This window comes from Brevibacillus sp. HB2.2, from assembly GCF_013284275.1.
Lineage (GTDB): Bacteria > Bacillota > Bacilli > Brevibacillales > Brevibacillaceae > Brevibacillus > Brevibacillus brevis_D.
On record NZ_JABSUV010000010.1, the window covers coordinates 63,042 to 87,797 of the forward strand.

The 24,756-nt window shown below is 47.3% G+C and carries 24 protein-coding genes; 6 read left to right on the plus strand and 18 right to left on the minus strand.

Annotated elements, in window-relative coordinates; translation table 11 throughout:
* The first annotated feature begins 21 nt into the window (after positions 1 to 21).
* Positions 22 to 1,011, plus strand: coding sequence for an aldo/keto reductase family protein (locus HP401_RS09405; RefSeq protein ID WP_173604841.1), 990 nt, complete (start codon positions 22 to 24; stop codon positions 1,009 to 1,011).
* Here HP401_RS09405 and HP401_RS09410 read toward each other — a convergent pair.
* The 7 genes from HP401_RS09410 to HP401_RS09440 all read right to left on the minus strand — a co-directional run bounded on the left by HP401_RS09410 (position 1,008) and on the right by HP401_RS09440 (position 9,103).
* A complete protein-coding gene (locus HP401_RS09410) occupies positions 1,008 to 1,889 on the minus strand; it encodes a LysR substrate-binding domain-containing protein (RefSeq protein ID WP_173604842.1) in 882 nt (293 codons plus the stop codon). The two genes, HP401_RS09405 and HP401_RS09410, sit on opposite strands and share 4 nt — an antisense overlap.
* Positions 1,890 to 2,096: 207 nt before the next feature.
* Positions 2,097 to 2,741: a hypothetical protein gene (locus HP401_RS09415; protein ID WP_173604843.1), complete on the minus strand. Its 645-nt coding sequence runs from the start codon at positions 2,739 to 2,741 to the stop codon at positions 2,097 to 2,099.
* A gap of 18 nt (positions 2,742 to 2,759) precedes the next feature.
* Complete coding sequence (locus tag HP401_RS29665) at positions 2,760 to 3,653, minus strand: hypothetical protein (RefSeq protein ID WP_207145698.1); 894 nt, start codon at positions 3,651 to 3,653, stop codon at positions 2,760 to 2,762.
* A 262-nt stretch (positions 3,654 to 3,915) separates the two neighbouring features.
* On the minus strand, positions 3,916 to 4,641 hold the full coding sequence (gene yunB / locus HP401_RS09425) for a sporulation protein YunB (protein WP_064201352.1): 726 nt from the start codon (positions 4,639 to 4,641) through the stop codon (positions 3,916 to 3,918).
* Between the two features lie 67 nt (positions 4,642 to 4,708).
* Entirely contained in the window at positions 4,709 to 5,863 is a 1,155-nt protein-coding gene (locus tag HP401_RS09430) for an MFS transporter (RefSeq protein WP_173604844.1), read from the minus strand.
* A 269-nt stretch (positions 5,864 to 6,132) separates the two neighbouring features.
* Positions 6,133 to 8,043 (minus strand): stalk domain-containing protein, encoded by a 1,911-nt coding sequence (locus HP401_RS09435; RefSeq protein ID WP_173604845.1) that lies wholly within the window; start codon positions 8,041 to 8,043, stop codon positions 6,133 to 6,135.
* A 25-nt stretch (positions 8,044 to 8,068) separates the two neighbouring features.
* Positions 8,069 to 9,103 (minus strand): S1C family serine protease, encoded by a 1,035-nt coding sequence (locus HP401_RS09440; protein ID WP_173604846.1) that lies wholly within the window; start codon positions 9,101 to 9,103, stop codon positions 8,069 to 8,071.
* A 362-nt stretch (positions 9,104 to 9,465) separates the two neighbouring features.
* Between HP401_RS09440 and HP401_RS09445 the strand changes: the two genes are divergently transcribed.
* Positions 9,466 to 9,945 (plus strand): cysteine dioxygenase, encoded by a 480-nt coding sequence (locus HP401_RS09445; RefSeq protein WP_173604847.1) that lies wholly within the window; start codon positions 9,466 to 9,468, stop codon positions 9,943 to 9,945.
* Between the two features lie 17 nt (positions 9,946 to 9,962).
* Here HP401_RS09445 and HP401_RS09450 read toward each other — a convergent pair whose 3' ends face one another.
* Together HP401_RS09450 and HP401_RS09455 are read right to left on the minus strand one after the other, a co-directional pair.
* Positions 9,963 to 11,279, minus strand: a complete 1,317-nt coding sequence (locus tag HP401_RS09450; protein WP_015893065.1) for a globin-coupled sensor protein — start codon at positions 11,277 to 11,279, stop codon at positions 9,963 to 9,965.
* Positions 11,280 to 11,403: 124 nt separating this feature from the next.
* Positions 11,404 to 12,195 (minus strand): hypothetical protein, encoded by a 792-nt coding sequence (locus HP401_RS09455; RefSeq protein WP_173604848.1) that lies wholly within the window; start codon positions 12,193 to 12,195, stop codon positions 11,404 to 11,406.
* A 389-nt stretch (positions 12,196 to 12,584) separates the two neighbouring features.
* On the opposite strand from HP401_RS09455, the gene corA reads away from it, so the two are divergent.
* Positions 12,585 to 13,520: a magnesium/cobalt transporter CorA gene (corA, locus tag HP401_RS09460; RefSeq protein WP_064201348.1), complete on the plus strand. Its 936-nt coding sequence runs from the start codon at positions 12,585 to 12,587 to the stop codon at positions 13,518 to 13,520.
* Here corA and HP401_RS09465 read toward each other — a convergent pair whose 3' ends face one another.
* On the minus strand, positions 13,521 to 14,615 hold the full coding sequence (locus HP401_RS09465) for an HD-GYP domain-containing protein (protein WP_015893069.1): 1,095 nt from the start codon (positions 14,613 to 14,615) through the stop codon (positions 13,521 to 13,523).
* Between the two features lie 160 nt (positions 14,616 to 14,775).
* Here HP401_RS09465 and HP401_RS09470 point away from each other — a divergent pair, with 160 nt between their 5' ends.
* The gene (locus HP401_RS09470) at positions 14,776 to 15,789 is read left to right on the plus strand and encodes a DUF2804 domain-containing protein (protein WP_173604849.1); all 1,014 of its coding nucleotides are present in this window, start codon (positions 14,776 to 14,778) and stop codon (positions 15,787 to 15,789) included.
* A gap of 72 nt (positions 15,790 to 15,861) precedes the next feature.
* Here the strand turns inward: HP401_RS09470 and HP401_RS09475 are convergent, their stop codons facing one another.
* The 5 genes from HP401_RS09475 to HP401_RS09495 all read right to left on the minus strand — a co-directional run bounded on the left by HP401_RS09475 (position 15,862) and on the right by HP401_RS09495 (position 19,744).
* Entirely contained in the window at positions 15,862 to 16,164 is a 303-nt protein-coding gene (locus HP401_RS09475) for a YunC family protein (protein ID WP_015893071.1), read from the minus strand.
* A 100-nt stretch (positions 16,165 to 16,264) separates the two neighbouring features.
* Positions 16,265 to 16,504 (minus strand): DUF6154 family protein, encoded by a 240-nt coding sequence (locus HP401_RS09480; protein ID WP_015893072.1) that lies wholly within the window; start codon positions 16,502 to 16,504, stop codon positions 16,265 to 16,267.
* Between the two features lie 47 nt (positions 16,505 to 16,551).
* A complete protein-coding gene (locus tag HP401_RS09485) occupies positions 16,552 to 18,006 on the minus strand; it encodes a bifunctional metallophosphatase/5'-nucleotidase (RefSeq protein WP_173604850.1) in 1,455 nt (484 codons plus the stop codon).
* A 35-nt stretch (positions 18,007 to 18,041) separates the two neighbouring features.
* The gene (locus HP401_RS09490) at positions 18,042 to 18,866 is read right to left on the minus strand and encodes a sulfite exporter TauE/SafE family protein (RefSeq protein ID WP_015893074.1); all 825 of its coding nucleotides are present in this window, start codon (positions 18,864 to 18,866) and stop codon (positions 18,042 to 18,044) included.
* Between the two features lie 20 nt (positions 18,867 to 18,886).
* The gene (locus HP401_RS09495) at positions 18,887 to 19,744 is read right to left on the minus strand and encodes a DUF72 domain-containing protein (RefSeq protein ID WP_173604851.1); all 858 of its coding nucleotides are present in this window, start codon (positions 19,742 to 19,744) and stop codon (positions 18,887 to 18,889) included.
* A gap of 52 nt (positions 19,745 to 19,796) precedes the next feature.
* Between HP401_RS09495 and HP401_RS09500 the strand changes: the two genes are divergently transcribed.
* Positions 19,797 to 20,303, plus strand: a complete 507-nt coding sequence (locus HP401_RS09500) for a M67 family metallopeptidase (protein WP_173604852.1) — start codon at positions 19,797 to 19,799, stop codon at positions 20,301 to 20,303.
* Here the strand turns inward: HP401_RS09500 and HP401_RS09505 are convergent.
* Complete coding sequence (locus HP401_RS09505; protein WP_142497054.1) at positions 20,234 to 21,637, minus strand: aspartate kinase; 1,404 nt, start codon at positions 21,635 to 21,637, stop codon at positions 20,234 to 20,236. The genes HP401_RS09500 and HP401_RS09505 overlap by 70 nt on opposite strands.
* Positions 21,638 to 21,824: 187 nt before the next feature.
* Between HP401_RS09505 and HP401_RS09510 the strand changes: the two genes are divergently transcribed.
* Positions 21,825 to 22,577 (plus strand): polysaccharide deacetylase family protein, encoded by a 753-nt coding sequence (locus tag HP401_RS09510; protein ID WP_015893078.1) that lies wholly within the window; start codon positions 21,825 to 21,827, stop codon positions 22,575 to 22,577.
* A 60-nt stretch (positions 22,578 to 22,637) separates the two neighbouring features.
* Here HP401_RS09510 and HP401_RS09515 read toward each other — a convergent pair whose 3' ends face one another.
* Together HP401_RS09515 and HP401_RS09520 are read right to left on the minus strand one after the other, a co-directional pair.
* Positions 22,638 to 24,179: a flotillin lipid rafts scaffold protein FloT gene (locus tag HP401_RS09515; protein WP_173604900.1), complete on the minus strand. Its 1,542-nt coding sequence runs from the start codon at positions 24,177 to 24,179 to the stop codon at positions 22,638 to 22,640.
* Positions 24,179 to 24,718 carry an NfeD family membrane protein gene (locus tag HP401_RS09520; protein WP_173604853.1) on the minus strand — a complete coding sequence of 180 codons (540 nt, stop codon included), beginning with the start codon at positions 24,716 to 24,718 and terminating at the stop codon, positions 24,179 to 24,181. The genes HP401_RS09515 and HP401_RS09520 overlap by 1 nt, the downstream gene beginning before the upstream one ends.
* Positions 24,719 to 24,756 lie beyond the last annotated feature (38 nt).

Below are 24,756 nucleotides of genomic sequence, written 5' to 3' on the forward strand. Positions count from 1 at the left end.
TTTGGAAGGGGGAAGGACTACATGGGATATCGGAGACTTGGCAAAAGCGGCTTATTCGTAAGCGAGATTGCATTGGGAAACTGGATCACCCACGGTGCTCAAGTAGATGACACCACTGCAAAAGCCTGCGTACATGCTGCGTTAGACGCTGGAATCACCACGTTCGATACTGCTGATGTGTATTCGGAGACGAGAGCAGAATCGATATTGGGTGAGTCTTTAAAGGGGATTCGTCGTGAAAGCATTGAGTTGTGCACGAAGGTTTTCCATCCGACCGGTACCGGAAAAAACAATCGGGGTCTCTCCCGCAAACACATCATGGAAGCCTGCCACGCTTCCCTTGGCAGATTGCAAACGGATTACATTGACGTCTATTATGCACACCGTTTTGATCCATCTACATCGCTGGAAGAAACATTTTTGGCCTTTTCCGATTTGATTCGGCAGGGAAAGGTTCTCTATGTAGGCGTAAGTGAATGGACAGCAGAGCAAATAAGACTGGGTGCCGCTTTGGCAAAGGAATATCGTGTTCCTTTCGTAGCCAGTCAACCTCAGTATTCCATGCTGTGGCGTGTGATTGAAGCCGAGGTCATTCCAGCGTGCGAGCGTGAAGGAATCGGACAAATTGTCTGGTCTCCACTGGCGCAAGGCATTCTTTCCGGAAAATATACACCTGACAAGCCAATACCCGAGGGCTCCCGAGCAGCTTCGACCGCCGGATCTCCCTTTTTCGATAAACTGGTCGGACAATGGCTGCAAAAAGAAGTTCTACAGGTAATAGAGCGAATCAAGCCGATCGCACAAGAAGCCGGTTTGACGCTTCCGCAACTTGCCGTTGCATGGGTTCTTCAAAACCAGCATGTATCCTCCGCTATTATTGGCGCCTCGAACCCCGAACAGATCAAAGAAAACGTCAAAGCTGCAGGAGTCAAACTAGATACGCAGATCATGCAGCAAATCAATCACCTATTAGCTAGCGTCGCAGAGTTTGACCCTAAGAAAACGGGCTAAGATGTCGTTTCTTCCATCACATCCAGAAAGTTTGCCAGAACAGGCTCGCTTCTATCTGTTTTCCAAGCGGCATAGAGTGGGACTGGAGGTGGCTCTTCCATAAATGTTCGGAACACCACATCACTGCATTGGAAAACAGATACCGAAGAAGGAACAATGGAAATACCCATACCAGCAGCTACCAGATTAACAATCGTATACATTTGAACAGCTTCCTGCACGACGCGAGGTAAAAATCCATGTTGCCTGCAAAAGTTTAGAATGAAGTCGTGAAAAGAAGTCCCCATCCGATGCGGAAACAAAATAAAGGGCTCGTCCGCCAATGCCTGTACAGAGAGAGCTGGCTGTAAGGCAAGGGGATGATTCTTGGGCAGTACGGCAACAAGTGTTTCGTTGGTAAACAAGCGAAAAGTGATATGGATGGACGGTTCTGCCACACGAAGGAAGCCAATATCAATTTTTCCATCCTCTAAAGCTTTCCGTTGCTCGGCGGATGTCATTTCTAATAGAGATAGCTCCACCTCGGGAAAACGCTCCCGAAATCCCTTTATGACGTTGACCAGCATACCACCCACTGCCGAATCTACAAAGGCAATGGACAAATGTCCAATTTTCCCTTGGCTTGCCCGTCTTGTTCTCGTAACGGCTTGTTCCAACTGGGAAACAATTCTCCTAGATTCCTCCAAAAAAATCGCGCCTGCTGCCGTAAGACGAACCTGTCTCTTGGTCCGCTCCAACAGCTTCACGCCAAGTTCTTCCTCAAGACTTTGAATTTGTTGAGTCAAAGGAGGTTGCGTCATATTCAATTTACTCGCAGCGCGATTGAAATGCAGTTCTTCTGCTACTGCAATAAAGTAGCGTAGTTTTTTCAAGTCCATAGACGCGATTTTCCTTCCTAATAAGTGATCTCGTCAATTCATAGACCCAACCATTTTTACTCGGTAATCGTATTCGTGTCAAACCCTCTCTTTTTCATGTTCCTTCACGACAAAAAGCGACAGCAGTGCACTGTCGCTTTTTCTATTCAGTCATTATGGTGAGCTTGTCAGCGGCTCTTAGCGTTCGATGCCCATTTCCAGCGATGATCAATCAGTAATTGAGCGCAAATATATTCCCTCCGTAGAACAAATCCTTTGGAGTAGCTCAGTGTATTTATCATCACCCGAATATAAAGGTAACGAAAAATCAAAATTTGACCATATACAAATCTTCATATCTTCAAAAATAAAAACGGTAGGGACTTTCTCACGAAGCCCTAATTCAAGGAATAATTCAAAATCATGCAGATTATTTATTTTCATACTCATACTATCAGATGCTTTCAATTCCGAATGAATCTCTTTAACCCTTAATTTTTTATTCTCACTATCTAGAGCAACTGCCGCTATTTCCACGTTTACATTAGGTAATGTTGTTTCAATCCAAACCGAATTGTACGCCCAAAGTTTACGGAATACCTGTTTAAATTTCTCTTCTTCTCTTAGATAGGAATGAATTAAGGTAGGTTTATCATTCGTCATATCAAAAAAGATATTTACCTGTTCAAAAACAGTTTGATTTTTTATTTGCAAGGGGAATCTATCTAGAGTAAAACTTTTTTGTGGGAACCGTTCCGCCACAAGATGGCTATGATCTAAGAGAGCCGTATCACACTCTATATCTTTTTCCATATCCTCTGATGGAGACCATTTCTTTCCCCATATGCCCTCAACTATCTTAGTGATATTCATCAAATTTCCTCCTCAAGCTTATTCTCGAAGGATTTTACCTGTATCATCCAATGTAGCCTTTCGATTACCTTTACTATCTCTAAGTTTCCATGCACTTCCACCATGAGGCTTATTGCCCCGATCTTTTTGAATACTCCAACCGGTTTTTTCATTTTCTCTGGTTTTTCCATCTATTCTCTTATCAAACTGACCTAAATCAACACCATCACCTTTATCATTTAAAAGCCTTTTAGGAATATCATAGTAGTATATTATTCCTTTTGCATAAAGATAGTTAAAAGCTTCTACAATTTCATCAGCCATCGCAGTAAATGAATCTTGAAATGCTTCTATTATTTCGTCAAACTTTGGCTCTATTTCATCCCAATAGTATCCGACAACTGCTCCAGCACCAACAGCAATTAGTACTCCAATAATATCTCCAATAGGTAATGGCCCATCAGCTGCGGCTGCTGCTATACCCCCACCAACTGCCATAAACGAATAGTAGACTGGTCTAGGTAATTTTAATCTATCAAGTTTAGTAGATAGGATATCCAATGGATCGGCTTTTAGCGCTGTTTTATTAGGCATTTTTCCCATTTTATTATTGACTTTCTCAACCTTTCCTATCACTTCCTCATGATAATCTAATAAACTGGAATCACCAGTCTCACTTTGTTTTACCATAAAATCTACAAATTTTTGTTGAGCTTCAGGAGTAAGACTATTAAACACTTTTTTAGCAAGCTCTGCCTCAGATAGTCCTTCTGCAGCTTCCATACTTTTATCTAATTTATATAAAGATTCTATCACATCATTTCTTTTTGCTGAGTTACTTGCATCATGCATCGCCATAGTTGGTGTCAATACATTGAATAGTAAAGCAGTAGTTAAAGAGGATGCTACTAAGATATGCTTTTTCTTTTGCATAAAATTTCTCCTTTTAGTACTCCGGCAAAAGGGTGTAACCTGCATTAACTTGTTCGATTCTATATGCCAGGTACATTTAATAATTTTCCAAATAAAGGTAACATATTTCAATTGTTATAATTTGTCATTTTCTGCGCAATAAAAAAGTTTATATATTCTGATTTTCACAAATTCAAGTGTTGTCCTAGATTAGTGTTTACAATCCATACTGAGTGCACAAAAAAGCGACAGCAACGCGCTGCCGCTTTTTCCTATTCAGCGATTACGGAGTGCTGTTCGGTGTATCACCAGGGATCCGCGGTACATCCGGCTTGCCTTCCGAGTTGTTATACAAATACGTCGGCACATCGCCAATGATCAAGGAATGGGTGATCGGGATTTTCGTCGTGACCGTCTGCTCCTCAGTCGCAAAAGGGATGACGATGCGCAAATCTACCTCCACGAAAATATAAACCGTCGCCAGCACCATGTTGATGCCTGCTTCCTTCAGCTCTGTCTCCAGCTTGGTCTTGACCGAACCAATGGGCACGAAAGTCACTGGCAAATTCGGCCCCATCGATGCCAAAAAGGAGTTTCCTGTAGCTAAACCAAGCGGGATCGTGCGGTCTACTTTTTCTTGCTCGAACTCTTGGAGCTTGTTCTGGACTCTTGCTGTTGTTTCGCCCACGATTCTTGCATATTCCTTGAAGTTGAACTGATACGCCTGAATCTGCCCCTTGTTGTTCTTCTCGATTTTGACAATCTGATTGAAGTCGACGCCTTGCTGCGAAATCCGCTTGGTTACAGCATCTGTGATCGCTTCTTTCGCCAATTGCTCGGCTTTTTGCGTCGCCAGGATTATGAGAGTGGGCTCCAATCGATTTTGCAAAAACACAAGGGTCTGTATCGTCAAAACAAAAAAGATAACCAACGCGATCAAAAACGCTCTCGTACGTGAAAGCGGGTTTCTCCAACGCCGACGGGGTCGAAATACGGCCAATCCCGACACCTCCCAACTGGTACATCCTATGGTTAGAGGGTGGAAAAAAGACTACGTGTATCGAGAGGCCGGATTTCTATTTTTTGGGGGTAAAAGCAAGATACAAGCCAAATCCGATTAGTCCTGCGACAAACATCAATTGGGCAAAGACCAGCATCCCAAATAAAGTGAAGGCACCCACAAAGAATGGAGCCATGAGAAAACCCGCAAAGAACCCGCTTCGACTCAAGAGCCCCTGCACCCCCATCACCTTGCCGCGCAGCTCGTTTTGGGCTTGCTGCAAAAGTGTGCTCTCATACACCTGTGCTGCCCCGGAAAAAAGACCCGCGAAAACCAAGAGCAGAAGCACAAACACAGCATGGTTTGCCGCGAATGCTCCTACAATCCCCACGGAACAAACAGCATAAGTGACAAGCATCCCATTCACCAGCTTTACCCGCAAACGAGCTGCCACATAGGAGCCAATCAAGCCTCCGACACTCATCGCCGTCCACATTAATCCGTGCAGAGTAGCATCACTACCACGCAATTGATCCGCCAAAAAAGGCAACCCGTAATTATACGCAGACGTACTGAGCGATACGAGAAAAGCTAACAGACTAATCGTCAGAAGCACGGGTGTTTCCCGCAAGTAGCGAAGGGTGACACGAAAGCCGCTCGATGCTTTTGACGCAGCTGGCGCATTGTCCCCCTTCTCCTCCCAACGAAGTTTCGTCAGAATCCATGCAGAGAAAAGAAAGCTGGCGGCATCCAAAACGATCACAATCGTATAGCCATAATGATCTGTCAGCCATCCTCCCAGCATGAAGCCTATGATGCCTACCAATGACTCCAGCCTGACCTTCAAGCCATTGACCTGAACCAGTTGCTCACTCCCAAAAATTTGCGGCATGGATGCCTGAAAGCTAATATGAAACAGCGTATACAGCATGCCATTGAGAAAAGCCGCTGCGATTAATACGTACGGCGTCGGATAAAAAGCGATGGCCACAATAGCAAGACCTGCCCCCATGTCGCTTGCGATCATGGTACGCCTTCTGTCCATTCGATCGGCCAATATGCCTGCCAAGGGACTAAACAGCATCCCTCCTAGTTGTCTTGCCACAAAAAAAGCGGTCATCCAATAAGCACTATGTTCAAATGTAAAAATCAACGCGCTACACGCGATCAAATTCATCCGTGATCCCAAGGACGACAACGCATTGACATACAAATACCATTTGTGATTCATCTGCTTCCAAACCTCCCGATCATGACAGGTGGTTTGAATCAACGCCCCCCTCTAGTGGGTGCGTACACTGATTATGGCAGTTGACATGCGCATGCCTCCTCAAAATTGAAATAAGAAGCTCATTTGTCCGGAACATTCTGACGGGGGCGCTTCCCCAAATCGTCCTGTACGGCATTTGCTGCCGCACTTCCATGATAGGTGGTCTATAGGCTAGTTGTCGACAAAAAAACGGCTGCCATCCCGACAGCCGTTCAGCCTTACTTCCTTTATCATTTTGTAAACGTAAGAGAATTCGCTACTTTTTGCAGACGCTCTTCTGCGGCCTTTGTTTTAGCTGAATCCACCAGCGACCAATACAGTAAATACGTACTGTTTCCTTTTTCGATAAAGTAGAGGGTGCGTTCGAAGCCTACGCCCGCTTCGTTTCCTTGGACATGCAGCTTGTGAGCAGGCTTACCTGCCAGCGTCGTCTCTTTATTTTCTTGAAGGGTAAATTTGATTGCTTTGCTCTCCTCAATGTTTTTGATGACGAGATCCTTTACGGCGCTCAATTTACCGGGGATTGCCTGGAAAGTAAAATCTCCACCCAAAAATGCATAATACCGTCCTCCGTTCTCTCCCCCTGTTTCCTGCCAATACTCTGGAATCTCCAGTGAATACGTGGCATTCTTGTCTTTGATGATGACCGTCTTATTCTTGTCGATTTGATCATCATCCGCGATTTGCCCAAGTGATGGATTCATTTTCGAGGGATCGATGGATAAAGACTGCTTGATCGTACGCGTGAGGTCGGTTATTTCCTCCGTAGGCTCATCCTTCATATACGCGATCGTAATCAAATACTTGTACTTGCCTTTCGTGAAAAATAGATATTGATACGTATACCAGGTCGTTCCATCCAAGAAGCTGTATTCCTGTTCCTTTGCGGCCTCGCCTGCAATCGAGGTAGATCCTACTTCTGGACTGACCTTGATATAGTTTTCGTTTATATCTTCCCGATTGCGCTTTTCATGGTCCTTGACCCACTCGTCCAGCGTAAGACCTTGCTCCTTGGAGGTAATCTTGATCTTCATCCACTCTGTACCTGCATCATTAGAGAAGAGCATGTCATCACTGTAGTTCGGAGTCCACTCCGCTGGTACTTTTACTTTTAAGGCAAAGTCATCGTTCTTGTACCAACGGTAGTTTCCTTCCACTGTGGACAAGTCCTTCACTGACTTTTCACCGGTCGGAAAGTCTAGGGTGAAGCTATCTAACAAGCTTTTGTAGACACTGTATTTCGCAGGATTGCGGAAGTCGACCTCGTTCTCTAGCGTGAGCGTAACGTAATAGATGTTGCTCCCTTTTTGATAGGCTCGTTCTTCATTCATACTGCCTTCAGAAGACTTCGTGATCAGACGTGCATACGGCTGTTTTTCATTGGCTATGTATTCTTTTGACAGGATAGAATTTTCCGTCATGTCAGCCAAGCGGGTTAATAATCCGTTGCCTGAAAGATTCTCCGGTTGGTTCGTCTCAATGCTAACATCGAGCCAATAGGTTGCTTCCTTGGCGTCTTTGAACAGGACGTAATTCCCTTGGAAGCTCTGATGCGCTTGAATCATGCCAGTCGGGTACTTCATCGACCAGCCATAATAGCTATCACCAATCTTTGTTTTGCCCACATCACTATCGAGAGAGCTGTCCGCCTTGGGAGCATCTCCTTGCTTTGCCCCCATGATGCTTACGTCTTTTGTCTTGGCATCGATTACAATCGTAAGTCCCAATCCTTGGGTAAGTACCGTGAGCGGCACCATTGTTTTGCCGTTTTTCGTCTCAGGCGATGCGGTCAAGGTCACGGCCTTGCCATTGATCCACACTTCCTTGCTGCCTGGCGCAAGCTTCACACTCTTTGTCTTGTAGATGAGCTCGATCAATTGCTTCTCGTTGTCATACTGAAGCGCAACTCCAAATGCGGAGGTTAACAGACTGAGTGGAACCATCGTCGTTCCTTGCGAGAGATACGGCTCCTCGACTGTGACATCAACACCGTTTACCTTCGCATTACTCGCATTTAATTTAAGCTTTACCTCTACGGTTTGCTCTGCTTGTGTATTTTCTGCCCAAGCTACCTGACTTGTTGTCAATGAGACAGCCAGCATTGTTGCTGCACAAAGGACCTTCCAATTCTTCTTAGCCATGACGCTCTCCCCATTTCCTTTTCCTCTACGAATGCTTGGTAAATTGCACTTTACGTTTAACCATATCGCCACCAGACTGCACCATGAGTTCTACGGTTTGACCTGGCAAGTATTTTTTTAGCAGCTCATTGAATTCAACCAATGTACTGAACGGAGCTTGGTTGATGGAATAAATGACGTCCCCCACTTGAAAGCCTGCCTTTGCCGCCGGTGAGCCCGGCTCAATACGTGTAATGCGCAACGGCTCTTTCGTCGGAAGTCCGACCACAGCTGCCCAGCTCTCCTCCAATTCTGCACCCCAGTAAGGACGATTTACTTTACCATATGTAAAAAAGTGGTTCATAACGTATTGCGCTGTATCTGCGGGGATCGCAAAGCTGAGATTATCGATTCCTACTGAAACGAATTTCATCGAATTAATCCCGACGACCTCGCCCTTTACATTGACGAGTGGTCCCCCACTATTGCCCGGATTGATAGAAGCATCTGTCTGGATCAAGCGATATGTCGAGCTGACCGACCGATTTGCCCCACTGATAATACCCAGCGTGGCTGAATTGCGTAACGAAACAGAGATCGGTGTCCCGATCGCTATCACTGGCTCTCCTACACGGATCGCATAATTGGATGCGAATTTTGCCGGCTGCAAGCCCGTTGCCTGAATCTTCACCAGAGCCAAGTCGCTCTCTTCATCCATATTCGTAACGGTTCCACCGTATTGTTTGCCGTCTACCGTAATGACTGTGAGATTGCGCATATCCTTTACGACATGGGCGTTCGTCAATATCCAGCCGTCCGCTTTTACAATAACACCCGTCCCATGAGCGAGATTAAAACGGTTATCTCTACCGCTCTCATTCCCCTCCGGTTTCCCAACTATCGCTACTACACTCGCAGAAACACGCGCTACTACCCCCGGAATATCCGCTTCCACGATGGATGCGTACGAAGTCTTTGATACAACTGGGACGTTTCCTTGAGCATATGCCCCTTGCGATGCTACAACTGTGAACATGAGCATGAGCATGCCTTTAGCTAGTAGCCCTTTCTTCCTCTCCATTTACAAATCCCCCAATGAAATCCAAGTCCATACAAAAAGAAAAGAGGCGCTCTTTATTCTAAAGCGTCCCCTGATCAAACAAACGACTCTTCATTTACAATGTGATAATAATAAATAATTCCCTGTGTCGAAACAAGTCAACCTTTTCGACAAACATCGACACAGGTGGTGAGTGTACTAATTGTCGATAGCACAAAAAAGACGCTTTTTCTCTAAAAGCGCCTTAAACTAAAGTAATCCTGTTGATTTACAATGCAATAATAATGGTAAATAATTCCCTTTCGGACAAGCTCAGGCTATCACTTCTCTTGAAATTTAATCATATGGTGTAGGGAGTATGACTTTCGTTTGGGAGGTTATTTATGAATCTGGAACGTCTGGAACAAGCATTTGGCTCCCTTGTTTCGCCTACTCCTGCCCAGCTTAGACACGCTCTCGTATCCCTGTCTCCTTGCATGGAACAACTCGGTCCATACATCCCGGAGCCGCTAAACCTCCCTTATGGGCGCAAAGTATTATTCTCCACGCCACATGTAGAAGTGGTCTTGATCCATCTGCCGACAGAACAAGAATCCATTCCGCATAATCACGGTGATTCTTTTGGATGGGAATTGGTAGTCTCAGGTACGTTAACGAATATGATTTATGTCCAAACGAGTAATGAAAATGAAGTTCTACGAGCACAAACAACTCATGTCAGCACGGGTGAATACTATTTTGTTGAGCCTGGGGAGATTCATGCCATTCGCAACAACGGACAAAGTCCGGTTGTTTCCATAAACGTTTACAGTCCTCCATTACGTAATTGTCGCCAATATTGCCCCTTTGAACCGACAACGTAATCCTGATCTTTGTTTTTCTACAGGTTTTCTGTTATTTCCGATAGCTCATCCGCAGAGCTGGCAACCTGTGCCACTGCTTGGTTCATATCTTCCATGACTTTGAAGAAGTTTTCCAGCTCCCGCTGAATTCGTGAGCTCTGTTCTTTACTGTCTGAGACAGCGCTCATGATTCCTTCAAAAAAGGCATTCGTCTCGTTTGCTACCGCAGTGCTCGATTGGACCAGCGCTTGAATTTCTACCACGACAGACGAGAGAACCACTGTCTGTTGGTTCGTCTTTTCGATCAGCTCACGCACACCAAATACTGACTTTTTCGTCTGTTCTGCCAACTTGCGTACCTCATCGGCTACGACAGCAAATCCGCGTCCCTGTTCGCCAGCCCGTGCTGCTTCAATGGCAGCATTTAAAGCCAAGAGATTCGTCTGCTCAGCAATCGCCGTCACGACCTCGACAATCCCTTGGATTTTTTCGGCGTTTTTCTCCATCGCGTTCATTTCTTCCGAGATTTGCTTGACGCTGCTCTGAATCAAGCACATTTGTTCCTGTTGTTTTTCCAGCTTTTCTTTGCCTTCACGGGACAGATCTTGTGCTTTCGTGGAAAAGCCCGTTCCATTTTCAGCAAAACGAAGCACTTCTCTCGACTGTTCTGTCAGTTGCACCACAGACGCGCTGTTTTCTTCTGATACCGCTGCCAGCTCATGTGCGGAATTGGTCAGGAGGATTCGCAGCTCGTCCTTTTTGTCTTGATCCGCTCGCCGTGCCTTTTCATGCTCGTTTTCATATTCCTCCAGCACAATTTGCTGTTCGATGCTGAGAATCTTCGTGACGGCCGTGATGGCTTGTACGAACTCGTCCTTGTCCGCGATGTTTTTTTGCAAGAGATCAATCAAGGAGACTAGCATGTTTTGGAATGCACTCAAGTACCATTTTGGTTCCAAGCCAATTCGCATATGAATAACCGCGATTCTACTGCGCTGTTCAATGTAGGCGCTGTCGATGCGTCCGCTAAACATTTCGCAGATATGGCGCTTCAACGTTAGTTTCAACCGTTCAATCGTGCTGTTTTGGTCTACAATTTTCATTAAAAGCGGTTCATTTTCAATACTGGCATAAAAGTAATCAATAATAGCCTCAATATTTTGAATGATAAGTGGTTGAAGTGCTTTCACAATGCTCAGTTCTTCTTCGGTCAGGTTGATCATTGCTAGTTGCTTCGCGAGTGTACTTTTCCCTACAATCTGCACTTCCCCCTTTTCCTTCACCCCCTGAAAAAAAGATTCACTTTTTCCTTTCCCTTTTAATCCAAAAAAGGTGGAAAACGGACATGTGCTCATAGCCTGAACTCCTTTTATCTGAGTACATATATCTCTGGAATATCCTTTCAATTATATACCTCTTTACAAACGGGTGTAAACCGCCCACCTTGACAATGGGCGGTTGAATGAGCCTTGCTAACGCCTACATTTCCGCTTTCCTCACGACTGCCCGTTGCAGCTTCCAGCTTGTTTTGTCCCACTTCCAATACGACTCCACATACGCGATCGTATCGGCGTTGGCAACACCGCTAACTCTCTGCTCCCCTTTTAATTCACAGATGCCATCGCGGTTCTCATCGATGGGCTTGAGTACGCTGAAGGTGTTAGGCAATACCTCTACTGGAGAAACCAGCTTCCCGTTCTTGTAGACACCATTTTCTTCATAGATTTTTTTGCGATCAGACAAATCGAGAACGACAGTCTCCCCCGTCTCCTTGATCGTCAACGTCACTTTGTAATGATCCTGATAGGAGCCCGAAATCGTCAAGGGTTGCGGAACAGGCAGAATCGCCGGCTTATTGTTCTTGTCTGCGAACAAATAAAACTCAGACGTCCCTGCACTGCCCCCAGTCGGCGCCTGAAGTAAAATTTGTTGCACACCCCCTCCGGTAAAATCACAAAAGAACATCTCCGGCTGATAGGCGCCATACGGTGTTGTAAAAAAGGTTGTTTTTTTCGCAACGGGGTCTTGAACCATGATTTTTAAGTGTTCGAAGTAAGGACTGTCTGCTGCAAATCTCTTTCCTAGCAGCGTTATAAGATCTGGCTTACCATCGCCTGTCACATCCTCCCGTTTAATCTGGATTTCCTCAAACACAGTCGGAGGAGGCTGTACGTCTCTCGCCTCTAAGGCAAGAGCAGATTGTCCCCACCCGGCTCCTGTCAACATCCATACGATACAACCAATCATACCTGCCCTCTTGCTTGTCCACATGTCGACATCCACCTTTACATCTGCTCAGCTTATCTGTAGTATGCAAAAAATGGCTTTGGTCATACCGTCCTACACGGTAAAATAAGTGAGAGGGAATGTAGAAAGTAAGGAACACTATGGCAATAAAACGTGCGGACGTTCGCATGAGTACGAATCAAAAGGAATTACCAGCACTAGCCGCAGCGGGAAAGCGGACGAGTTGACGTTCATACATATAGGATGAAGGCTTTCATCGAGGAGGCGAACTTGCATGACGACTCCCAAGCAAGAGCGCATATCAAAGGCTCCGCCTAGCCGCCGAGCACTTCGCTCTGCTTATGAACTGATTCTCACACAAATCTGGCCCCGTCTACCCGCCGCAACCGAATCCACTTGCAGGAGAATCGAACATGAAGATCAGACTCGTACAAAACGGAATCATCACTGAGATAGAAGACATCGAAGAGGCTGCTACTCCACCTGTGAACGGGTTTTACTGGATTCATGCCACGCCATTCGATTTGGATATTTTACAGCCGCTGTTCGGACTGCATCATCTGGCTGTGGAGGACTGTATCGACGAGGAAGAACAGCGGCCCAAGCTGCAAAACTACGAGGATCATTACTTTATGGTCATCAATGGCATTACCTTCCACAATCATGATATCTTCTTGCGTGAAATCAATATTTTTCTGGGTAGCAGCACCATCATCACCGTAACGAAGCAGGAGGCCCCTGAATTCACTACCATGCTTTCGATCATCCGGGAAAAGGAAGTCAATCGCCCCGATGCATTTCTCTACTACCTGGTCGATCAAATTGTCGATCTTTATTTTGATGTGACCGAAAAAATTGAAGACCTGCTTGAAGATCTGGAAGAACAAATTTTGATGCACACGAAAAAATCCCATCTGGATCAAATTATCGGGCTGCGCAGTGAAATCCTGTACGCCCGTAAAATGCTCGTTCCCCAGCGGGATTTGATTGACGCCCTACATAAAAAAGAACTCCCGCTCATTCAACCTTATCTGCGGAAGTACTTTGGCGATATTGTAGACGATGCCAGCAAAATTGTAGAGAGCTTTGAAGCTTTTCGCGAGCTCATCGGGAACTTGCGCGAAGCGTATCAAGCGGCGCTTGCTGGCAGAGCCAACGATATTATGCGTGTTTTTACCGCCTTGACAACGATTTTTATGCCGTTGACGATTGTGACCGGTATATACGGGATGAACTTTGATGTGATGCCTGAGCTGCGTTCACCCTACGGCTACTACATCGTGCTGGGATGTATGGCGGCTATCGGCACGACGATGTTTATCATTTTTAAAAAGAAAGACTGGCTCTGATTATACCAAATCGCCACAGGCGATGATCATGAGCGTCAGCATTTTGGACAAGTCACACTCATAGGGATGCTCGATATCCCGACCGTCCTCATCCACCAGAATTCTGACGATCGGACGGCTCGGCATTCCTTTGTTCGAATCGACAACAACACCAGACAGACCATTGTTCAGGGTGACGGTCAGACCAACAGGGTAGAGTGCAATCGTATTTCGCAAAGCCTCTACATAGACTTGGTCAAACAGTTTGCCTGAACCGGAGTAGAGCACCTCCATCGCTTCGTGAGGAAGCATTCCGCGACGGTATACCCGATGCGACGTCAGGGCATCGAATACATCAGCCACAGCCATCAAGCGACCAAACGGATGAATCTCTTCTTTTTTCAGGTGCCGTGGATAGCCTGTGCCATCCCAGCGCTCGTGATGCTGAAAAGCACAGTGGGCTGCAAGCAACGGGATGTCGTCTTGCCGACGAAGCATTTCAAAGCCGATCTCCGTGTGTCTTTTCATAATTTCAAATTCTTCTTGCGTCAGGCGGCCCGGTTTTTTCAAAATGTTGTCTGGGATATGCACTTTACCGATGTCGTGGAGCATACCGCCAATACTAATCTCCAACACATCTTTTTCCGAACAGCCGGTATTGATGGCAAGAGCTGTGCTATACAAGGCAACGTTAAATGAGTGCGTGAATATGTAATTGTCGAAGGCGCAAGCATCTGCCAATAAATTTATGGCTGAATCACTGTTGTTCAATTCATCCGCAACGATTTGCATGACATCACGCAGCTTACGTCCCAAACCCTTGTCCGAAAAAAGCTGCTGCCATTTGTCCGGGACTTGATGAACAGTTCGGAATGTATCGTGAATCATGGACATTGCTTGTCTGCGAGTATTTTCGGAAATGACTGTCTCCACGATGATATCATCGGTGCGCTTGTCTTGGATGTAGAGACTGTTCACGTTTTTGGTTTTGAGTCGATCTATCATTCGTTGGGTTAGTTCTACTCCGGCCCCAACGAGAATCGTTCCATTCTCTGTATAGATGGAACGAGCCAGTTTATCACCCGGCTGGCATTTTTGAATGGATTTCAGTCGCATTTCCTTTCCTTCGCCTTTCCTCAGGGTATCCCTATTATAGCGTGATTCGACTTGATTCTACATGAAATTTTTTCTAGATTTTCATTTCATGTCTATTGAGGAAAGATGCTTAGGACGAGTTTGTCTGAAAGAATCCTTGTTTGTCAAGGGAGATGATCATATGCCGCTTATCGAAAAAGAATTAACGCAGCCTCTTTCATTATGTGACCAGGATGGCCGCTTGCTTCCCGAAGCGGTTGGCTGGTCCCGTTATCCGTTGCATGACTGCCAATTTAATGGGCATTGGCTTCGCCGGAAAAAATGGAATTTTTGGTTTATCACCGCGCCTGAATGTGCGATGTCGATTGCGATGGTCAATCTGGATTACGCTGGCATTGTCTTTGTCCATTTTATTGATCTAACGACAGGAGAGACCGCGGACAGTGCCGTTACGGTTCCTTTTGGTGTAGGGATTCGGCTTGGTGCCACTGTAGATAATCCTTGCCATTTTGCGAGTCGCAAGCTCTCCGTCTCCTTTCACCCAGAAGCCAGCGGAACGAGCGTACAAGCGACTGCCATTTGTCCCGGTGATAAGCCTCTCTCGCTCGACATCGTGATTGATTCGCCAGGCGAGTCCTTAAATGTCGTGATTCCGTGGAGTGCGGAGCGCTTTCAGTTCACATCGAAGCAAACGGCCCGGCCTGTGCACGGCACCATTGCCTATAACGGGAAAACCTATTTGCTCGATCGACAGAATGCTTTTGCCAGTTTGGATTTTGGACGTGGCGTTTGGCCGTATCACACTCGCTGGAACTGGACGACCTGCTCTTTCCGTCACGCGGAAGGTGTCGCAGGCTTTAACTTTGGCAAAGGCTGGACGGACGGAACAGGTATGACGGAAAATGGCTTGATGATCGATGGTGTCCTCTACAAACTGAGTGAACAAATGCGTTTTTCCTACGATCCCGACAACCGGATGCTCCCTTGGACGATTGCGAGCGAAGAATCGTCTGCCGTACGCCTTACCTTTACACCACTCTTTGCTCGAACCGAGCACAAAAATTTTGCGTTGGTGCGGACCACTCTGCATCAAGTAATCGGCCGATATGACGGGACACTCTCAACACCTGATGGAAAAACGGTTGTGGTGCAAAACAAGATCGGAATCTGTGAAGAACAAAATGCCCGTTGGTAAAACAGGAGCGAGAAAACTAAAAAACCTTTGTCATCGGACAAAGGTTTTTCTATAGGCAAACCATTTGTTGTTTTACAACATTTTCACGACAGCTTCCCGCCCAATCATCCCAGCAGTAATCCCCTTCTCCTCCGCCGTCGTCGTCACGGACTCCAGCGGTGCATCCAGCAATTCCTGTATGGTCTTGACCCCAACCGCACGACCAGCAAGAATTTCTCTCGCTGCTAGCCTTTCGTTTAATAGCCCAACATCCAGCGCCCCACACATGATGTAGCCATGATCGGTCGTTACAGCCAATAGCGTCGTCTTAGGCAAACGAACGGTGACAGCAATAGCCGTCCCCTCTGGAAAGTGGATTGGCACTACCTCGACCATCAAGATTCCTCCCTTTTCTCTCCTGTCTGTTAGCGTTACCATCCTATGACATTTAGCAGAGAAAGGTGAGGTTTTGATGAGGGAGCTCCCTGATCGAATTTTAATGCATAATGCTTGTCGGAAAGTGCTCATCCTCCATCGCGACTTTCCGTTTCATGACTTCAATCATATACGTTGCGAGCATGTGAAATAGCTCTTCTTCGTCCATTTCCTCAACCAAGTCCAACAAATCATCCCGAGACTGCTCAGCGAGAATGCCGACGACAACCGCTGTAATGTCCTCTTCATCGCCATTAAAATGTCCTCTGTACAGCTCGTATACCTCATCAATGAAGCGCATCGCTCGTCTCCTCCCGTTTTTCGATAGCATTCCCGAAAAAACGGTCTCTACGATTGGTTTTTTGACGCGGACGATATCTTTTCCCAACGAGGAAGAAACGCATTTTGCAGCATCTGCTGGTCTTTTATCGTGGTGGCGAGCACTTCACGTAGCATCTCAGGTAAGAAAAACGTAAGCTCACTGCCGAGCAGCAACTCGGGAAACATGCGATTGTACATAAACATATCGATCGTCCCGACTCGATACAGACGCTCGCGATCAAGCGGTTGCCCGTTGACTTCAATCTGGATAATTTGCGGCTGGTCATCCTCACTGTAGCGGATGTGCAATCCGTCCACGCACATCCAGCCTTCTATTTTGCCGCGAAAACCGTACCCGCGCAGCTCCCGCTGAATCATTTCCGGTTGAATGGCTTGCTCCAGAACAGTGGTGAGCTGTGCGCCTGTAATCGTGATCGCACAGGGATTGATCGGGTGTGGCATACTGTGCAGCAAATCGGCAAAAGACAAGCTGCCCCGAGCCAAATCTGCAAGCAACAGGCCGCCATTTGCCATGCCGATCTCAGCACCCGTCCATTTGCGAATACTTGCTGCGATGAAGGAACCATAGGGGGTCTCCTCCGTCCAGCCTATATGCAGGTCTTGCTCCAGTTGCGCAATCGGCTGAAACAAACGATTTTCTGCCCATACTTTTTCACTCTCAATGAACTGGCTCAATGATTCGTCTACCTGATACTGTTCTGTGTGAAAAAGCTCTGCGCGCACGTCTTTGATGCCATTTTGAGTCCTGTCCCAGACGAACTCCACATGACCGACATACTCGCCAAATCGCCCGGCTTGTGTGATCAATGTACCGCTTATGCGTTCTCCATGAGGCAGCGCCCGGTGAGAATGTCCGCCCAAAATGATATCTAGGCCATCGACTTCACTAGCCAGCACACAATCTGTCTGATAGCCGAGATGCGAAAGCAAAATGACAACATCCACTACCGAGCGCAGCGCCGCGATCTGCTCTCGCAAAATCGGGATCGGTTCCTTGATCTCCCAGCCCATACTTTGATAAGAGGGACCAAAGGGAATCGTCATTCCCAAGATAGCCAGCCGCAGCTCGCCTACGGTATGAATAGCGTATGGTACAGCCCAAGACGGGACAGAATTGGTTGTCGGTTCAAACAGATTGCCTGTAATGATCGTGAAGCGTGCATCTATGTACAGTTCATTCAGCTTGTCTTTTGGGAGTGTGATGCCTTCGTTGTTTCCGATCGTCGCGTATTGAATCTCGCTTCGGTTCATGATCTCGACATTTGTTTTCCCAAAGCTCGCTTCCGATCGGATATCCATTCGATCCATATGGTCTCCAATATCGACCGTCAGCACATGCTCTCCCCTGCCCTCCCACTCTTCTCGGTGTATGCTTAGGCAGGTTGCAATTCGCGGCATCGTATCAAAATGGCTGTGCAAGTCATTCGTGTGCAAAATATGTAAGGTACAGGTGTCAGCCACGGCTTTCCCCTCCCTCTCGTCTCATTATCCAAAAATCATCCAAAAATCGCTTCTCCGATCATTTGTATGGCAATTCCCAATATCAGAACACGCAAAAACAGCACGATGGTACGACCCTTCATTTTACTGGCAATAATTGCTCCGAGCTTTCCGCCCGCCCATGCTCCTGGTGCGAGCATCGCTGCATACAGCCAGTGCACGTTGTCGTGGAAGATATTCGTGATTGACCCAACCACCGCTGATAAAAAGATGACCAGCATGGACGTAGCCGTAGCAATGTGTGGCGGGAAGCGAAACAAAATCATCATGGCTGGAACCATCAGGATGCCGCCACCCACGCCAAATAGCGAAGAGGTAATCCCGACAAAGAAGGCAATCGTAATCACGGACCATTTGCTATACCCGTACACGTATTCATTTCCTTCGTTGTCAACGAAGTGGCGTTGGACTTCCCACTTAATGCTGCGTGGCTTGATTTTGTCTTTGACCATCAATACGACAAACATGCAGAGCTGAAACAAGCCAAACAGCAGCGAAAATCCCTCCACTGCTAGTAATGTATTAAGATACACGCCCACAATAGCACCTGGGGCACTCCCAATAAAGAAGAGCAGAGCACTCTGCTTATCTACTTTTTTTTGCTTGAGATAAGAAAGAGAAGAAGAAAGGGCGGTTACCGCAATCACGATTAGCGAAGTCGCCGCTGCTACTTGCGGGTTCATCGATCCAGGCGTGTACCAGTTCGCAAAATAAAGCAGAGCAGGTACGAAAAAAATCCCACCACCCAGACCCGCGATACTGCCAATGACACCAGCCACGACTCCAATGATGACAAACAAGATGGCAATTACTGCAAGCATGAAACTCCCCTTCTTTCTAGCTACGTGGAGAACAGGTCCATCTGACGAGGATTCAGACCAGAAGGTGCAAGGCCAAGCATCTCCGAAAACTGCTTCGCATTCGCTGCTGCATCTCCTCCAGAGTTATTGTTGAACAAAATGCAGACTTCATCCGCTTCCTGTTCGAGCAGTCTGATGTGTTCAACCCACTCTGCAAGCTCTGTCTCACTGTATCGATATAAATAACGGACATCTCGCCAATTTTGTCCCTCTCCGGGATCTCGCCAACCCGCTTTGTTGCGCCCATGAAAGCGAACCAACGCCAACGATGGCTTCGTCACGGCAGGAACAATCGGGACCGAGCCTTTCCCGACTTGCGGTTCGTCACATACGACATGTGTCGCTTCGATCTTGCGCAAGAAATCAAGCGTTCGTTCCGAATACCGTGATTCAAACCAGCTTTGATGGCGAAACTCTACCGCAAACGGATACGCCTGCATGGCTTGGCGGCAAGCAGTCACATACTGGACATGCTCCCGGGTACAATCGAACCACGGCGGAAACTGAAACAGCAATGCTTTGAGCTTGCCTGCCTCCACGACAGGCTGAATGCTCTCCTCAAACTGACGAAACAATTCCCGTCTGCTTCCCGAAGCGTCCCCTCGTTGATGTCCCGTCATCCCTTGATGAGGCTTGACGATAAAGCCAAATCGTTCAGGTGTATCCTTCACCCACGATTCGTAATTTCGCTGTGGTAAAATAGCGTAAAAAGAACTATCCACCTCTACAATTGGAAAGTGGCTGGCATATACAGACAGCTTGTCTCGATTGCGCACACCTTGTACGTACAATTCGTGCTGATCTCCCCAGCCGCAAACTCCCACTTGTATCGTAGTCATCGAATGCTAACCTCCAAATCATAGCCGAATAGAGAAGAAGGACGAAAGCCGAATGAAAAATCCCGCTTGGTTGGGTGACCCCTTTGCGATTAAGAATAACAAAATATTCCTAACGAAAAAAGTAGCGAAACGCCTCCTGGCCGAAGCACAAGAGGCGTTTCCTTATGAGTATTCTGCTTTGCTCGCAGGTCATGGAGCAACGATTACTGCCTATGTACCGATGCCAAACTCACCTGCCAAGCATGTGTTCGCTTGGGATGGGACAACGTTTCTTCAAGCCTTGCAGCACATCCGCAAGAACAATCTTCAATGGTTAGGTGTCTTGCATACACACCCCCATACACCGCCAATCCCTTCTGCACGCGACATTGCTGGCTGGCATTATCCTACGCTTAGCTATTGGATTGTGGGACTCGCATCCGCCCAGCCAGCATGGCGTGTTTATCAATGGGTACAGGATGGAAATAGCGGGTCATTTGAAGCACGTGACTACACACTGATAGAAGCGGCTTGTGACGATGAGGAAACCACTGGTTCTTCTCCCCCAAAAAACTCTTGATACAAAGCAATCACAGCACGGTCTGCCTCTTCGGCCTTCACCCCAAACATCATGCTTACTTCCGATGAACCCTGATTGATCATTTCCAAATTGATTTTCGCAGAAGCCAAAGCCGTAGTGGCTCTCGCCGTTGTCCCCACAGATTGACGCATGCCCTCCCCGACAATCATGACGAGCGCAAGACTATGCTGAACAGCGACATCATCAGCGAACAGCTCCCGGCGGATGCGCTCTACAATCCGCTGTTCCTTCTCTTCCGTGAGATCGCGCTCGCGCAGAATGACGGAAATGTTATCAATCCCAGATGGGGTATGCTCATACGAAAGCTCTTCCTCCTCCAAAATTTGCAGCAGCTTGCGACCAAAGCCAATTTCGCGGTTCATCAAATACTTACTGACGTAAATGCTGCAAAAGCCGCCGTCACTTGCAATCCCCGACACTCCGTTTGTAGCAGCTCCTCGCTCGGCCACAATCATCGTACCAGGTGCAGACGGATTGTTCGTATTCTTGATGCATACGGGTATATCTGCTTGATACGCGGGAATCAACGCTTCCTCGTGGAATACACTAAAACCGGAATAGGACAGCTCCCTCATCTCTCGGTACGTAATCTCTGTCACTTTTTTCGGATTGGCAATGAGGTTTGGATTGACCACATAAACAGAGTCCACATCGGTAAAATTCTCGTAGACTTCTGCCTCAACTGCCGCAGCCAAAATCGAGCCCGTAATATCCGAGCCACCTCGTGAAAAAGTAACCAGATCACCGGCGCGCGAATAACCAAAGAAGCCAGGGAAAATGACGATTCCCTCCCGCTCTCGCAATGTCGCCAATTTGGCATACGCTTCAGGGAGAATATGCGCATTGCTCGCTTCATCCGTAACCAGCATTCCTGCATCCTTTGGATTGATGTAGGTCGCCACCTCACCCAAGCTCTGCAAATAACGAGCAACAACCTTGGCGCATGTATCCTCTCCGGCAGCTTTGACTGCATCCATGAATCTTTCCGTGGACAAGCCCGCCTTGTTTGCGAGAACCTCCTCGAGCTCCGCTTCGATCGCTTGACCGATCTCGGCAGAAAGCCCGAGATCTGCTACGATCTCCCGATAGCGCAAGAAAATGGCTTGTTTCGCTTCCTCTGTCGGTTCCCCAGCCAAAGATCGCTCCGCATAGGCAATTAACAAATCAGTAACCTTCGTGTCTTCCTTGTTCCGTTTCCCAGGTGCCGATACAACAATCAATCGTCTATCCCGATCCGCCATAACAATTTGGCATACTTTTTTTATTTGCTCAGCATTCGCCAGAGAAGTTCCCCCGAATTTTGCCACCTTCATGATTGATTCCTCCACCCAACTCTCACGTCTTATGTTCTTACTAGCTTAATTTATCCACACAAAAAGAACAAGTGTCTTTTCCACAAAGACACACAGGAATATTCATCAAGATTTGTCGCATAGTAACGATGAGTACCTCATCACGTACAGCCACCTAGCACGAAAGTCTCTGCAACGAGGTGAACGAATGAAAAAGCATATCCTCTTTTTCCCCCTTTTGCTAGCTGTCATTCTGGCTCCTTCCTTCAACGAGACAGCCAATGCCATTCGGGGAAAAAATCGCGAGTATTACGAAACAAGAGGAGATATCGTTTGGGAAGTGCCGACAGAGAGCAAGGTGATTGCCCTTACCTTTGACGATGGTCCAGATCAGGTATACACTCCTCAGATCGCAGCGCTTTTGAAGCAGTATCAAGCGAAATCCACCTTTTTTGTCGTAGGCAATCGTGTGAGCGAGTACCCGGAAATTGTCAAATCTCTCGCGAATGATCAACATGAGATTGCCAATCACACTTACAGTCATCCAGATATTCGAAAGCTGTCAGCGAAACGACTGTTAGAAGAGGTGCAAAAAACGCAGGAGACGATTTATTCGGCAACAGGGGTTCGTCCCACCCTCTTTCGCCCTCCAGGGGGATATTATGACGAGACCGTCGTCGATACAGCCAAGCAAGCTGGTTTTCTCGTGATCATGTGGTCCTGGCATCAAGATACACGTGATTGGAGCGATCCCGGTGTAAAAAAAATCGTCAACAAGGTTTTGAACAACGCTCGGAATGGAGACATCGTGCTATTTCATGATTACGGAGGCAATCGAAGACAGACCGTACAAGCCCTCGAGCAAATATTGCCTGAACTGAAAAATAGAGGGTATAAGTTTGTCACGGTCAGTGAATTGTTGAGAGGATATGGACGTGCGAAGCAGGTAGACTATCCTTAATTTTTTCCAATGAAAAAGTGCCCCTAGCACTAAGGGGCACTTCTTCTCTAATCGATTTGATTATTTCGTTTCGTTCTCCATAATAGAATCCGTCTCTACCTGAACTTTTACGGGTACAGGCTGTTGTTTCGTAGGCACGGCATCATCCTTTTTCATAAAGTCTGCGATCATTTTGTTCATATCCAATCCGGATACGTCTTTCAGCATCTCAGGAAGTTGGGCCATCAGCTTCGTAACATTCCCACTCAGACGATTGACGCCATCTCCCTGACCGCCTCCCGCATCCACGATCGTTACTTTGTCGATCGCCTTCATCGGCTCGGCAATTTTCTCAGCCAGCTCAGGAAGCATTTTCGCAATAATATCGAGAACAGCCGCATGACCGAATTTTTCAAATGCTTCAGCCAGCTTCTCTTTCCCTTCTGCTTCGGCTTCGAGCTTGAGTCGCGTGACTTCTGCCTCAGCGCTACCACGAGCTCTTTCAGCCTCGGCAATCGCCAAGCCTTCCAGACGCTTCTGCTCGGCATTTGCTTTTGCCTCAGCTTCAATGCGGTACTTGATCGCGTCTGCTTCTCTCAGCTTCTTCGCTTTTTCCGCTTCTGCCGCCTGTTCCACTGAGTAGCGGTCAGCGTCCGCCTTTTTCTTCACTTCCGCATCATATTGCTTTTCGCGGCGGAGAATTTCTTTTTCCTCCAGCTCAATTTCCTTCTGCTTGCGGACGAGATCGACCTTCATCTCTTCTTCTGTCACCTGCTGCTTGGCGACAGCTTCTTGCAGCTTGTAGGCTTGGTCCGCACTCGCCTTCGCTTTGTCCTGCTCTTGCTTAAACGCCGCTACCTTCAGCTCTTTTTCCTTTTCAGCTTCGGCAATGTTCGTTTCCTTCAGCAGCTCTGCCTTGCGTGCCTCTTCCTCTGCCTGTGCCTGCTTGATCCGCGCTTCTTTGTCCGCATCTGCCTGTGAGATGGTCGCATCGCGCTTCACTGCAGCGATTTGCGGTATTCCAAGCGCAGCTAAGTAGCCGTTTTTGTCCCGGACATCCTTGATGGTGAAGCTGACAACGGACAGCCCCATTTTTTTCAAATCTTTTGTTGCTACAGCTTGCACCTCTTGTGCGAATCGCTCACGGTTTTTGTAAATTTCCTCTACCGTCATACTGCCGAGGATTGCCCGCAAATAGCCTTCGAGGACTTCCTGTGCTTCTCCGCGCAGCGCCTCGTCACTCTTGCCCATAAATTGCTCGGATGCGGTCGCGATATCTTCAATCGAGCCGCCTACCTTGATGATTGCAACGCCATCTGCCATGACAGGAACGCCCTGCTCGGTGTACACCTCAGGAGTCGATACGTCCAGCTTATGAGACAGAAGACTCAGAAAGTTTGCTTGTTGAAAAATAGGGAGGATAAATGCGCCGCCTCCGCGGACGATCTTCATCTTGCGCCCGGATTCGTCACTGAGTACGTTTTTCGAGCCGAGATAGCTACCCGTCACGATCATGGCTTCATCTGCACCCACTGTTTTGTAACGGGCCCAAAAAGCAATACCCAACACGAGAAAGACTGCGACGACAACACCTACTATGGTCAAAACGCCAGGATCTAACATCATTTCCCATCTCCTTCGCCAGATTCAGTGTAAAAGGGGATCACATACAAGACATGGTCACGGACCTCGACTACGACGACACGGGCTCCTTGCGGGATAATCTGGCCCTCAAGACTCGCTGCCATATGGTAAGTGGTTCCACTAATCATCGGCAGCAGAACCTCTCCCAGGCCTTCTGCAGGGATCGTCGTCCCGACTTCGCCCAGCTTCCCTCCTAGTTGACTCATGGAATAGCTCGTGGAATTTTCCGCATGGCTCATCGGCTTTACCCACAGGAAGTAAGAAACAAGAGCCAAAGCGATACCAATGACAGCTGCCAGCGTCAACACGACAAACGCACCGAGAGAAGTGTACCGAGATAACAGATACCCCGCTCCGCCAAAGGCAGTCATGCCGCTGACCAACAAAATGGGCTGTGCAAAAGGCAGATGCAGATGTCCCAGCCAATCCGAGAGCGCATCGCCAAACAACAGTGAGATGAGCGTGTAGAGTAGACCAAGTACAAGGCAGACTATGTAGACGGTTTCAAGTACGCCCACGACTGTCCCCCCTTTCTAAAATTGCCTCTATAGTGCAT

Excerpts from the sequence above, each read along its gene's own strand:
- HP401_RS09405 (WP_173604841.1), top strand. The coding sequence starts at position 22 with ATGGGATATCGGAGACTTGGCAAAAGCGGCTTATTCGTAAGCGAGATT.
- HP401_RS09410 (WP_173604842.1), bottom strand. The coding sequence starts at position 1,889 with ATGGACTTGAAAAAACTACGCTACTTTATTGCAGTAGCAGAAGAACTG.
- HP401_RS09415 (WP_173604843.1), bottom strand. The coding sequence starts at position 2,741 with ATGAATATCACTAAGATAGTTGAGGGCATATGGGGAAAGAAATGGTCT.
- HP401_RS29665 (WP_207145698.1), bottom strand. The coding sequence starts at position 3,653 with ATGCAAAAGAAAAAGCATATCTTAGTAGCATCCTCTTTAACTACTGCT.
- HP401_RS09430 (WP_173604844.1), bottom strand. The coding sequence starts at position 5,863 with ATGAATCACAAATGGTATTTGTATGTCAATGCGTTGTCGTCCTTGGGA.
- HP401_RS09435 (WP_173604845.1), bottom strand. The coding sequence starts at position 8,043 with ATGGCTAAGAAGAATTGGAAGGTCCTTTGTGCAGCAACAATGCTGGCT.
- HP401_RS09440 (WP_173604846.1), bottom strand. The coding sequence starts at position 9,103 with ATGGAGAGGAAGAAAGGGCTACTAGCTAAAGGCATGCTCATGCTCATG.
- HP401_RS09445 (WP_173604847.1), top strand. The coding sequence starts at position 9,466 with ATGAATCTGGAACGTCTGGAACAAGCATTTGGCTCCCTTGTTTCGCCT.
- HP401_RS09450 (WP_015893065.1), bottom strand. The coding sequence starts at position 11,279 with ATGAGCACATGTCCGTTTTCCACCTTTTTTGGATTAAAAGGGAAAGGA.
- HP401_RS09455 (WP_173604848.1), bottom strand. The coding sequence starts at position 12,195 with ATGTGGACAAGCAAGAGGGCAGGTATGATTGGTTGTATCGTATGGATG.
- corA (WP_064201348.1), top strand. The coding sequence starts at position 12,585 with ATGAAGATCAGACTCGTACAAAACGGAATCATCACTGAGATAGAAGAC.
- HP401_RS09465 (WP_015893069.1), bottom strand. The coding sequence starts at position 14,615 with ATGCGACTGAAATCCATTCAAAAATGCCAGCCGGGTGATAAACTGGCT.
- HP401_RS09470 (WP_173604849.1), top strand. The coding sequence starts at position 14,776 with ATGCCGCTTATCGAAAAAGAATTAACGCAGCCTCTTTCATTATGTGAC.
- HP401_RS09475 (WP_015893071.1), bottom strand. The coding sequence starts at position 16,164 with ATGGTCGAGGTAGTGCCAATCCACTTTCCAGAGGGGACGGCTATTGCT.
- HP401_RS09480 (WP_015893072.1), bottom strand. The coding sequence starts at position 16,504 with ATGCGCTTCATTGATGAGGTATACGAGCTGTACAGAGGACATTTTAAT.
- HP401_RS09490 (WP_015893074.1), bottom strand. The coding sequence starts at position 18,866 with ATGCTTGCAGTAATTGCCATCTTGTTTGTCATCATTGGAGTCGTGGCT.
- HP401_RS09495 (WP_173604851.1), bottom strand. The coding sequence starts at position 19,744 with ATGACTACGATACAAGTGGGAGTTTGCGGCTGGGGAGATCAGCACGAA.
- HP401_RS09500 (WP_173604852.1), top strand. The coding sequence starts at position 19,797 with ATGAAAAATCCCGCTTGGTTGGGTGACCCCTTTGCGATTAAGAATAAC.
- HP401_RS09505 (WP_142497054.1), bottom strand. The coding sequence starts at position 21,637 with ATGAAGGTGGCAAAATTCGGGGGAACTTCTCTGGCGAATGCTGAGCAA.
- HP401_RS09510 (WP_015893078.1), top strand. The coding sequence starts at position 21,825 with ATGAAAAAGCATATCCTCTTTTTCCCCCTTTTGCTAGCTGTCATTCTG.
- HP401_RS09515 (WP_173604900.1), bottom strand. The coding sequence starts at position 24,179 with ATGTTAGATCCTGGCGTTTTGACCATAGTAGGTGTTGTCGTCGCAGTC.